This window comes from Wolbachia endosymbiont of Trichogramma pretiosum, from assembly GCF_001439985.1.
Classification (GTDB): Bacteria; Pseudomonadota; Alphaproteobacteria; order Rickettsiales; family Anaplasmataceae; genus Wolbachia.
The window spans coordinates 568,506-579,918 of record NZ_CM003641.1; the positions used below are offsets into that span (position 1 = coordinate 568,506).

Genomic DNA, 11,413 nt, shown 5'->3' on the forward strand with positions numbered 1-11,413 from the left:
TCAATATATGATTTAACTTTATTGGAAACGCTTTAATGATAAACTTTGTAAGGTTATTGTCTAGTTTGCTAATAACAGTAGCAGCTATCTTCTTAGGTTATTGTTATTTTACCAAGCAAGGCATATTTGTTTCACAAAATACAGAAATTAAGGTGGGTGGAGATTTTTCTTTGATCAATCAAGACGGACAAACAGTACGCAGTAGTGATTTTAAAAATAAGTATATGATGATTTTTTTCGGATTTTCCTCGTGCAAAAGAATTTGCCCTATGAATCTTGGCATAATTTCAGAAGCACTTGCAAAGTTAGATAAGAAAACTGACAATAAGCTACAAACATTTTTCATCACAGTTGATCCTGAGCGCGATAACACAGAAAGGCTTAAAGAATTTCAGCAGCAATTTGACCATAGAATACAAATGCTAACTGGTGAAAGACAAAAAATAGATGAAGTAGTTGCAAAGTATAAAGTATATGCAAGTAAAGTAGATGGAGAAGAGGAAATCAACCATTCTTCAGTGATATACCTTATTAGCCCTGAAGGAAAATATGTCACACACTTTGTAGCTGATTTAAATTCAGATGAAAGTCAATCTGATAAGATTCTGGCTGAGATAAAAAAATATGTAAGCTGAACTAAAGAGCTTGGCTTACTTTAAATTTATGCTAACAGCTATTTTGATTAAACTAAGTCGTTTTTTTTAATTTTTTCTAGGATCAACTCAGCAGCTTTTTGTTCAGCAATTTTCTTACTAGGAGCGCATGCAGAAACTTTGCCATAGCTCTCTATGCAAACTGATATAGTAAATTCAGGATTGTGTGCTGGTCCAGTTTGTTTTACAAGCTCATACCTAGGTAAAGGTAATTTATTTCTCTGAGTCCATTCTTGCAGTGAAGTTTTAGGATCTTGAGGAGGATCGATAATGTCCTTAGCTAGCTTCTCCCAATGTCGGATAATAAATTTCTCAACACTCTCAAGTCCGCCGTCAATATAAATTGCACCTATTAGTGCTTCAAGCGAATTTTCTAAATTTTTTAAGTTACATTTCCCTCCGTTACAACGTTCACTATTATTCATGATAATAAAGTTACCTAACTCTATTTCTTTAGCAACATTAGCAATGGTACTGCCACAAACTAAATCCGTTTTTCTTTTTGCCAATGCTCCTTCTTTTTCTTCAGGAAACATTTTAAACAGCATAACAGACACAACCATATTCAAAATACTATCGCCCAAAAACTCTAGCCTTTCGTAGCTTAAAACCTGGTCTTCGCTATTTCTCTTATTTACACTTGGGTGGGTTAATGCCTCTTCTAATATTGCATAATCTGTAAATTTATAATTAATAACTTTAGATATTTTATCGTTCAAAACTCTCATATTAATCATTCAATAGAAAAGTACTCTCTATCATACCTCTACACTAAAAAGTTATCTCTATTTCACTAAGACAATATCCATAACTTCCAAAATGTACAGTCTAATGTATACAACCCACCGCTTCAGTAACATTACTAAATCCATCTCTTCTCACTAATTCCGCAAGTTCCAGGTTGATTTTGTTCACAACTTGATGCCCCTGGTATACAAGAGCAGTATACAGTTGTACTAAAGAAGCTCCTGCCTTTATTTTTTCATATGCATCAACACCACTTGAAATTCCTCCGCATCCTATTAATAGAATTCTACTTTTAGTAAGCTTGTACATGTCACTCAATAATTTGGTTGAAAGTTGAAATAATGGCCTGCCGCTCAACCCACCACTCTCATTATAGTAAGAATCTCGACTTATCGTAGTGTTGCTCACTATTAAGCCGTCAATTTTATATTCTAGTGCAAGCTCAGCGATATTTTCTTTTGTTTGCTGATCTATATCTGGAGAAATTTTTAATATTATCGGTATCGATTGAGAGCTATCAATTGATTTTTTGGTTAGAGTAATAGACTTCAACAACTTGGATAATTCTTGTTTGTTGTGTAAATCACGCAAGTTAGGTGTATTTGGGGATGAGATGTTCAGTACTATATAATTACTCTTTCCATATACTATCTTTATCAAGTCAACATAATCGCTGATTTGGTTCTTTGATGTACTGTTCTTTCCTATATTGATGCCAAAAACGCAATTATCAAGCTCAGTTTCACTTATCTGCTTAAGAAAATAGTCCACCCCTTTATTATTGAATCCCAATCTATTAATTATTCCTTCATCTTTAATTAAACGAAAAATTCTCGGTTTTTTGTTTCCATATTGGGGATATTTAGTTACAGTACCAACCTCAATAAATCCAAAACCAAATGAGAGCATAGGCCTTAGAACTTCTGCATTCTTATCAAAACCTGCGGCAAGACCCACAGGACTTCTAAGTTTATTACCAAAAAAGTTTACATTTAAAGACTCTGGTAGCTCTATAGGTTTCTGAAAGGGTATTTTTTTTAACGCCGTTATTACCAAGAAGTGAGCAATTTCAGGTGGTAGCAAAAATAGTAAATTACGCAATATCATTTTGTAAAACACTTTGCTCATTTTTAGTTTATTTTTTACCATGCAACAAGAATAACTTAGAAAGATTGAGGTTTATCTAAATAGTAAGTATATATTTTCTATGCAAAGAAAAAACTAATTTTCTGAAGGGAAACAACAACTTGATTAGTATTTTTGTCTAGTAATTCTAGGTAGCCAAATTTACTAATTTGAGATTTTATTAGTGTAGGAACCTTATTTCGATTTAAATAAAATCAATGATCTAATTGGAGTAAGAGGCCGGGACCGGAATTGAACCGGTATAAAAGGATTTGCAGTCCTCCGCATAAGCCATTCTGCCACCCAGCCATTTTTTATGTGTAGATATTAATTATATCTTTTAGCATAGATAAAGCCTCTTCTCTTTTGCGTTGAAAAGTATTACGCCCAATTATTGAACCATTACCACCGCCTTGCTTAATTTCTTTTACCTCACTACTTATATCACCCACCGACTTTGACTCACCACCAGAGAAAACTACTATTCTTTTTCCTGCAAAGCAAGACTTTTTAATATATTCAATTCTTTTGAATAATGATTCAATATTTTCTATTTTTTCTCTTTCCATATGGTTGGTTGGAAGTTTTACTTTTATTATGTTGGCACCGAGCAAAGCCGCTATATGCGCAGCATAAGCAATGACATCAACTGCTGTCTCACCTTCTTTGGAAATCCCTTCACCACGTGGATAAGACCATAACACTACAGCAAGGCCACAAGATTTAGCCTCAGCTATAATTTTGCGAGCTTCTTCCATCATATCAAAACACTTAGCAGAACCAGGATATATAGTAAACCCAACAGCAACGCAGCCCAAACGTAGAGCATCTTTTACAGAGGAAGTTATTGCTTGATCTAAAGTTAAGCTTTTTGAGTGCAAAGAGTTAGCGCTATTAAGCTTCAAAATAAGTGGCAGCATTCCAGCATAAGTTGAAGCACCAGCTTCGATCATACCAAGTGGAGCAGCGTATGCACTTACTCCTGAATCAACTGCAAGCTGAAAATGATAATGTGGATCGTAAGCATCAGGGTTAACTTCAAAACTTTTTATTGGTCCGTGCTCAAACCCCTGGTCTACAGGGAGAACTACTAACTTGCCAGTTCCACCAAGTTTCCCATGCATAAGAATGCGAGTAAGATTCGCTTTTACTCCAGGATTTTCACTTTCGTAGTAACTTAGGATTTGTTTTACTTCTTCACTCATTAATATCTTCAAATTTACTCAAAGTGTAGCAAAAACTATAGTTGAAGCAAAGACCTTTTTATGCTCTTGTTCCTACGCCTGTATTTAAAGGTGTAACTTTAGGATCAGTAGTATGATGTTGTGGCTTTTCTTGAACTAAATCTTTAAAACACATTTTAACAATAGGAAGAACGAGAGGCATAAGTACTAATTTGTAGTCATACCATGCAAATTTTTCTTTATAACTAAATTCCGCATCTTCTTCATATACACACTGGTTACAGTATTCACTATACAGTTCAGAAGCTTTTATAAAAGTCATAAGTAAAGCAATAAGTAATAAATCTAATACTAAATTAGTAATAAGTACCATTCCATGGTGAACAGGCCAGCCATTTTGTGCAGTTTCCGATACTAAACTGCACACAGCAAACGCTGCCCCTACAGACATCACACAATTATTAGCAACAAAAAGTAGATGGTATGTTCTATCCAACCTATCTATATTCACTTCTATTGAGCCTCTTTGTTTATTCACTGCATAGATAATAATAAAAGAGGATATAGTAAACAGCCATACCCAAGATCCGATACTGAATGCATAAAATTTATAAGCAATATTTTGCACTTTGCCACTGTTAGCAAGTTGTGATAAGCAATATTCGACTCTAAGCGACGGACTAAGTACCAGATCTGCTAATATAAAAAATAAAAATGATGCATCTAAAGCTTCCTGTCTACGCAATAGAATCTCATAGATTCTCCTTTGTTTTTCATTCACTTGTGGCTGTAATGTTATAGATATGCCGCCAGTTCCTACTGCTTTTAAGTAGTTAAGATATTCCTCTAGCTCATCTTTATCTGCACTAAGTTTTTTAAACTTTTCTTCAGCTATTTTTTTCTCTTTCTCTCCTGCTACTACTTTATCAGGGTGACATTTTAATGAAGCTCTTCTAAAGTGCCGCTCAACTAACTTAAGTACATCATCAAACTCATGGCTTATTACTTCTTCTGCTTTTATTCCCAGACTTGAAAACAAGTTCTGTAAATATTGATCACTGCAATATTGATCTCTGGTTAAAATTGTCATTGTAACCTATTTATAAAATAGCTAGTATACTACAAATTTAACACTCAAGCAAGAACCTAAACTATATCAAAAGCAATTCCGTTTTTACCAATATAAATCCTTAATTTCTTTCCTTTAATTAATCGACGATTCAGTATTTCTTCAGCCAAATGACTTTTTATCTCTTTTTCAATCAGCCTCTCTATTGGGCGTGCTCCCATTTCTTTGCTATAACCTGTTTGAGCAAGATAAGACTTTACTTCTTCTTCCACTGAGCAGCTTATACCCTTTTGAACAAGTTGTTTTTTTAATTCCTGAATAAATTTATCCACAATGTGCAAAATGACATCTTCACCCAAATCAGAAAAGGAAATGACTGCATCAAGACGGTTACGAAATTCAGGGCTAAAAAACCGTTCCATTGCTTTTTCGCTGTCACTGATGTTAAAGTTTTTATACCCAAAGCCAATAGAACTTTTGTTGCGTTCAAATGCCCCTGCATTGGTTGTCATAATTAAAATCGTATTGGAAAAATTAACCTTACGTCCGTAAGTGTCTGTAACACAACCATAATCCATGATTTGTAGTAATATATTATAAATATCACTATGAGCTTTCTCAATTTCATCAAGAAGTACTATGCTATATTGATTATTAGATACAGCTTCTGTAAGCAATCCACCTTGTTCGTAACCCACATATCCAGGAGGGGAACCAATCATTCTAGATATTGTGTGGGGTTCCATATACTCAGACATATCAAACCGAATAAGGTTCATACCCATATTTTGTGCTAGTTGTTTCGCAAGCTCAGTCTTACCTACACCAGTTGGTCCTGCAAAAAGATACTTTGCCAAGGGTTTATTGTAACCTCTCAGACCAGATTTAGCAATTTTAATAGAATTAACGAGAAACTCTATCGCTTGCTCTTGACCAAAAATGGCCCTATTGAGATTTTCTTTCAAAGATTTTACTCTTTGCATATCATCAAACCCGCAAGGTACGTTTGTAATCCTAGCGATAGTACTCTTAATGTCTCTACTGTTTATAATTTTTCGTCTTCTTTTTTGTAACTTACAATATGCCCCTGCTTCATCTATAACATCAACTGCTTTATCAGGTAATATTCGCCCAGTAATATACTTGTGTGAAAGTTCAGCTGCAGATTTAATGGCATGTTTCGTGTAATATACTCCATGATGCCTTTCATAGTAATGCTTTATACCATCTAGTATCTTTACTGTATCATTAATAGAAGACTCTTTTACATTAATTTTTTGAAACCTCCTTGCTAATGCTTTATCATTTTCAAAGCTATTGCTATATTCTCTATATGTAGTTGCACCTATACAGCGCAACGCACCTCTTGCAAGTGCAGGTTTGAGCAGATTGCCAGCATCAAGAAAGCTGCCACTTGTTGAACCTGCTCCAATAATAGTGTGTATTTCATCAATGAAAAGAATAGCGCCAGGTTTTGCCTCAATTACTTTTATTATAGATTTTATTCTCTCTTCGAAGTCACCTCTATAGCGTGTTCCTGCAAGAAGTGATCCTAAATCCAAAGCATAAATTATGCTGGATCTCAGTGCACTAGGAACACTACCTTCAATAATTTTCAATACCAAGCCTTCAACTATTGTTGTTTTACCAACACCTGGTTCTCCAACATATAAAGGGTTATTTTTTGTTCGTCTTAGCAAGATTTCTATAGTGCGATTTAATTCATAATCACGACCAATGACATGATCTATTTTTTTGCTTCTTGCATAAGCATTTAAATTTCTACAATAATTTTGTAGAATTTCTTCATCTCTTAATAATTCACCTTTATTTGCTACAGTAGAGATATCGTTATTCTTATCAAGTTTTATCTTGCGATTAGTTACATATTCTTCTGTATCACCTGAATATTTTATATTGGATATGTTATAAATCAAATTAGAATCCTTTGCATTCTGTTTGCGTAATAGCTCTTCAATGTATAAATCTTGCTCAGACAGAATCTCTAATAGAACACTTGCTCCATCTATTTCTTTTCTTCCTAAACGATGAGCTCGTATCACGGCTTTATGTATTATGCGTTGAAATAGCACATCAGGCTCAACTTTATTGACAGTTAATTCGGAGTTGTCTTGTAAAAAATCTTTTGTATTATTACCATAATCGTTCCTTAATATGATATTATCTACATTTATGATTTCACCAGCTATGATGTTGCATCTTGATAAAACGTAATTTACATCCACATCTTTGGTTAATGCTAGCAACAAATGTTCCACTTTTGCATATTTAAGCTTACAATGAGAAGCAATCTGTAACGCTCTATTTAAACTTGCCTCTAAATTTTTAGAAATCATCTATTCTCTTTAAAAGTGTAAATTTATATATGATCAGTAGCACACAATTATTAAAAAAACTGAAATCTAGCAGCTCGTTTTAGCCAAATCGAATGAAGCTACAGATTATATTCCACACAGCCTAACATTATAACGTTGTGACAATCTCAAAACATTATAAGCAGAAGAATTAAGATTATCAAATTGTAGGTAAATCTAATTTGGGCTAGGTATATATTCTTTCTATTATCCTCCAATCACTTCACTTTGCAGCAAGCTTACTGGAGATTTTAGAGAATAGAAGAATAGTTAAGTACATTAATACGCTTTTTCTAGTACTCTACTTTTCTTCTTAAATACATTGATCTTTTTTCTACCATATTTAGCCTTTAACGTACTTGGCCTTTTAAAGATCTTTTTGCCGTTACGTTTTTGAGGTTGCATACTACAATCAAAATTTGGCTCTCCTTCTTTATCTGCTAGTGCAGGCAGTCTTCTCTGATCTTGAGGTGTAATAAAAGATAATGCAAATCCTTCAGCTCCCGCACGTGCAGTTCTACCTATACGATGAACGTAATCAGCTTGCGATTGTGGTACATCATAATTGATAACATGTTGAATGTGCGGAATATCAAGGCCGCGAGAAGCAACATCTGTTGCAACCATGATTCTATTGCGGCCACGACGAAAAGAATTAATGACTCTTTCACGCTTGTGCTGCCTTAAATCACCATGAATTGCCAAAGCTCTATAGTCATCTTTGTACAACTTGTCAGCCAGCTGATCCGCTCCTCGCTTTGTTTTGACAAAAATAATGATCGATCCTTTGCGCTGACATAATTGTGTAACAAGTTTTCCATATTTTTCTGATTCTGACACATAAACAATTTCTTGCTTAATTTTTGCAGCAGTTGTAGCCTGACAATCAACAGAAACACGCTCTGGCTGATTAAGGTACTTCTCAGTAAGTTTAACTATATCACTAGGAAGAGTTGCAGAAAACATAAGAGTCTGACGTATTTTTGGCAGATGTTTCATGATCCCTTCAATTTGAATTCCAAAGCCCATATCGAACATACGATCCGTTTCATCAAGCACAAGAGTGCTGACATTGCGAGTAATCAAAGCTTTACGCTCAATATGATCCATAATACGACCAGGAGTACCTATTATGATTTGTGGTTTTTTCTGAAGCTGATTTAGCTGCCTAAAAATAGGCTCACCTCCAATCAACAAAGCGACCCTTAGTACAGAATTTTGAGATAAGAGTTTTCTTATCTCATTTGTTACCTGATGAGCAAGCTCTCTGGTTGGCACGATGACTAAAGCTGAACCAATGCTTGGCTCATGCAGTAATTTAGCAACCAGTGGAATAGCAAATGCCAAAGTCTTTCCAGTTCCGGTTTGAGCAGATCCAAGGATATCTTTGCCCTGGAGAGCTAGAGGAATCGCTTGCATTTGAATCGGGGTTGGAACACAAAGATTATTTTTACTTAGAGCTTGTCCAAGCAAAGTTGGAAGCCCCATTTCATGAAAATTACTCACAATACATTACCCTATTAAAAAGCTTCACGATAGACTAATCTTCTAGTCTTAAATTTATTGCAGACTTTTTATCTTCCCCATTCCTACCACGCTCCTCTTTAAGCTCATAACTCACCCTTTCCCCTTTCATTCCTTTCTTTTTATCCTCTCCTCGAAGTGTATCAGGTCTTATTCCTGAACGTTCTAATGTGCTAACATGTACAAAAACGTCCTCACCTTTACCTTCTGGCTTGATGAAGCCATAGCCTTTTTCAACATTAAACCATTTTATATTACCAAATTCCATACGGATAACTCCTAAACTACCAACTAATATTATTAATGTGACGAAAAACTTTGAAATTACGATTTAGAATGCTTTAAGCTTAGTTACTGCAACTAAACTCCTATACTCCATAGTCTATTCTTAACATTACGTAGTAGTAGTACACAATTATTGTACTTAATGCAACTAAAATTTTAATTACCAAGTGAACCTGCCACTGTCATTTCTCTAACTTTAATCGTTGGTGAATTAAACTGCCCACAGAAAGTTAGGTCATTTGCAACAACTAAATTTCTAAACATATTTTTCAAATTGTCGGCAACAGTAATCTCGTGTATTGGATACGTTATTTTACCATTTTCTATAAAAAATCCGCATGCACCTTGACTATAATCGCCATTGATTAAATTAACACCAAAACCAAATAAATCAGTTACATATATTCCTTCTTTTACTTCTTCAATTAATTCCTCAAATGATCTATTACCATTTTTGAAATAGAAATTACTAGCTGAGGGAATAATTGCAGCATTACTTGCACGAGTTGCATTTGCGGTCGTTTCCAAGTTTAATTTCCTAGCCGAATATAGATCTAAAATCCAGTTTTGCAGTACTCCATTTTTTACAAATTCATTTCTTCTGCTCATTATTCCTTCCCCGTCAAACGGTCTTGATGCTATACCCCTTGGTAACAAGGGGTCATCAATAATTTCAATCTCAGCATTAAAAATTTGAGTATTTAAACTATTTCTCAAAAAAGAGCTATTATTTACAATATTGCTACCATTTATGACAGAAGCAAAGCTCTTTACCAGCTCTTTTGCTGCTCTTTTTTCAAAAACAACCGGAAATTTGCCTGTCCTGATTGTACATGAATCCAATTGATCTATTGCTCTTTTTGCTGCTTCTTTCCCTATTGACTCCGGTGTTTTTAAATCACTGAAGTTGCATGCTACATCGTAATCGTAGCCTATTTTCATTTCACTCTTTTTTCCAGCAACAACAGAAACCTGATTAACAAAAGTTGACTTACTAAATGAACCAACAAAACCAGAAACGGTTGATAATACTATATTTACTGAAGTATGTGAAGATGAAGCTCCTTCGGAATTAATAATATTTTTATGTGCAAGAGCTGAATTTTCTGTAGCTTCAGTCATTTCTTTTAATTTATTAATTATTACAACATTATTATCTGAGATATTTAAATCTGCAGAAGAGATATAATTACTGCCATCTACAGCAAAACTAATATAAGGATCTTCCTGGGCATTCTTTGCCATTTCCACCACTTGGCTCACTGCACTACTAAGATTATTCAAATCGTTTGTGGAAATATACGCAGCTTTATTCTTACCTGCTATAGCTCTAATTCCGACAGTACAGTTTTTAGATTGTGATATTTGTTCAATTTTTGATAGACGCTGAGAAACCGAGGTCTTGTTAGTTTCATATATTGAAACTTCTGCGTCTTGATTCTGCTTTTTTATTAGTTTAGTGATATCTGCTGCAATATTTAATATATTCATTTTTCATTCCTTGAGTTTCTATAAAGATTCTGCACCACCTATCACTTCAATTAAATCAGTTGTAATTGCTGCTTGACGAGAACGATTATAAAGTAACGCTAGCTTATTTAGCATTTCTTTTGTATTTCTGTTTGCTGATTCCATAGCAACCATCCTAGCACTATTTTCACTTACTGCACTTTCAAGTAAAGCAGAATAAAGAGCAGCTGTAACATAATCTTGAGTCAAAGATTTTAAAATAAACTCAATATTTTGTGGTTCATACTCATAGCTGTAATCTTTTAGAGAACTAACCAAGGAATTATCAATTAATAATGAGTCTTTACTCCATGGTTTTATTGTTTCTAATATTGGCTTTTGCATGAAGGTATTATAGAATTTACTGTAAAAAACCTTAACTTTATTGTATTTACTTAGACCTATATCACTAACCAAGGCTTCCACACGCTTTAGTGTGATTCCCTTACTATTTTCAAACTTCAAGATATTTTTAGAATTAAATCTATTTTTGCCTGTCTCAAAAGCTTTCTTACCAAAAAAAACAATGTCTACTTTCTTATCATTTGCAATTAATTTGTTTATATGATCCTGACTTAATTTAACAACAGAGGAGTTGAAACTTCCACATAAACCACGATCAGATGCAATAATAAATACTAGGAAAGAATCTTCATTGTTGATATTTAGAATTCTTGCTAGTAACTCTTGATCCGCTGATAGCGCTAGTGAAGAAATAATGCTATGCAGCTTAGATATATGCAATTTTGAATTTGATAATTTCTTTTGGCTTTGTAATAATTTTGCTGCAGAAACCATTTGCATTATTTTCGTGATTTTCTGCACAGACTCAATATTTTTAGTTCTTAAGGATAATTCCTTTAAGCTCTTCATTTTATATATAATTCTAATTTATTAAAATATATAACTGGTAATGTCTAAAAACAAGTTTTTTTGACATTG

The 11,413-nt window shown here is 34.0% G+C and carries 10 protein-coding genes and 1 tRNA gene; 1 reads left to right on the plus strand and 10 read right to left on the minus strand.

All coding sequences use genetic code 11. The features are described 5' to 3' along the window. Nucleotides 1-35 precede the first annotated feature (35 nt). Complete coding sequence (locus wTpre_RS02705) at nucleotides 36-635, plus strand: SCO family protein (protein WP_068651784.1); 600 nt, start codon at nucleotides 36-38, stop codon at nucleotides 633-635. A gap of 47 nt (nucleotides 636-682) precedes the next feature. Here the strand turns inward: wTpre_RS02705 and rnc are convergent, their stop codons facing one another. The 10 genes from rnc to atpG form a co-directional block, all read right to left on the minus strand. Then, the gene (rnc, locus tag wTpre_RS02710; RefSeq protein WP_068652614.1) at nucleotides 683-1,381 is read right to left on the minus strand and encodes a ribonuclease III; all 699 of its coding nucleotides are present in this window, start codon (nucleotides 1,379-1,381) and stop codon (nucleotides 683-685) included. A gap of 100 nt (nucleotides 1,382-1,481) precedes the next feature. Further along, entirely contained in the window at nucleotides 1,482-2,549 is a 1,068-nt protein-coding gene (locus tag wTpre_RS02715) for a quinone-dependent dihydroorotate dehydrogenase (protein WP_068651786.1), read from the minus strand. A gap of 213 nt (nucleotides 2,550-2,762) precedes the next feature. Then, nucleotides 2,763-2,834: transfer RNA gene (locus wTpre_RS02720), tRNA-Cys, on the minus strand. Between the two features lie 5 nt (nucleotides 2,835-2,839). Continuing rightward, a complete protein-coding gene (locus tag wTpre_RS02725) occupies nucleotides 2,840-3,730 on the minus strand; it encodes a class I fructose-bisphosphate aldolase (RefSeq protein WP_068651788.1) in 891 nt (296 codons plus the stop codon). 58 nt (nucleotides 3,731-3,788) lie between these two features. Next, a complete protein-coding gene (locus tag wTpre_RS02730; protein ID WP_068651790.1) occupies nucleotides 3,789-4,799 on the minus strand; it encodes a molecular chaperone DnaJ in 1,011 nt (336 codons plus the stop codon). A 56-nt stretch (nucleotides 4,800-4,855) separates the two neighbouring features. Then, nucleotides 4,856-7,135, minus strand: coding sequence for an AAA family ATPase (locus wTpre_RS02735; RefSeq protein WP_068651792.1), 2,280 nt, complete (start codon nucleotides 7,133-7,135; stop codon nucleotides 4,856-4,858). 297 nt (nucleotides 7,136-7,432) lie between these two features. After that, complete coding sequence (locus wTpre_RS02740; RefSeq protein WP_068651794.1) at nucleotides 7,433-8,659, minus strand: DEAD/DEAH box helicase; 1,227 nt, start codon at nucleotides 8,657-8,659, stop codon at nucleotides 7,433-7,435. A 34-nt stretch (nucleotides 8,660-8,693) separates the two neighbouring features. After that, on the minus strand, nucleotides 8,694-8,945 hold the full coding sequence (locus wTpre_RS02745) for a cold-shock protein (protein ID WP_068651796.1): 252 nt from the start codon (nucleotides 8,943-8,945) through the stop codon (nucleotides 8,694-8,696). A gap of 173 nt (nucleotides 8,946-9,118) precedes the next feature. Further along, nucleotides 9,119-10,453, minus strand: a complete 1,335-nt coding sequence (locus tag wTpre_RS02750; protein WP_068651798.1) for a TldD/PmbA family protein — start codon at nucleotides 10,451-10,453, stop codon at nucleotides 9,119-9,121. An 18-nt stretch (nucleotides 10,454-10,471) separates the two neighbouring features. Beyond that, nucleotides 10,472-11,344: an ATP synthase F1 subunit gamma gene (gene atpG / locus wTpre_RS02755; RefSeq protein WP_068651800.1), complete on the minus strand. Its 873-nt coding sequence runs from the start codon at nucleotides 11,342-11,344 to the stop codon at nucleotides 10,472-10,474. Nucleotides 11,345-11,413 lie beyond the last annotated feature (69 nt).

Coding starts and splice junctions, on each gene's coding strand:
- wTpre_RS02725 (WP_068651788.1), bottom strand. CDS start 3,730: ATGAGTGAAGAAGTAAAACAAATCCTAAGTTACTACGAAAGTGAAAAT.
- wTpre_RS02715 (WP_068651786.1), bottom strand. CDS start 2,549: ATGGTAAAAAATAAACTAAAAATGAGCAAAGTGTTTTACAAAATGATA.
- wTpre_RS02735 (WP_068651792.1), bottom strand. CDS start 7,135: ATGATTTCTAAAAATTTAGAGGCAAGTTTAAATAGAGCGTTACAGATT.
- atpG (WP_068651800.1), bottom strand. CDS start 11,344: ATGAAGAGCTTAAAGGAATTATCCTTAAGAACTAAAAATATTGAGTCT.
- wTpre_RS02705 (WP_068651784.1), top strand. CDS start 36: ATGATAAACTTTGTAAGGTTATTGTCTAGTTTGCTAATAACAGTAGCA.
- wTpre_RS02750 (WP_068651798.1), bottom strand. CDS start 10,453: ATGAATATATTAAATATTGCAGCAGATATCACTAAACTAATAAAAAAG.
- wTpre_RS02730 (WP_068651790.1), bottom strand. CDS start 4,799: ATGACAATTTTAACCAGAGATCAATATTGCAGTGATCAATATTTACAG.
- rnc (WP_068652614.1), bottom strand. CDS start 1,381: ATGAGAGTTTTGAACGATAAAATATCTAAAGTTATTAATTATAAATTT.
- wTpre_RS02745 (WP_068651796.1), bottom strand. CDS start 8,945: ATGGAATTTGGTAATATAAAATGGTTTAATGTTGAAAAAGGCTATGGC.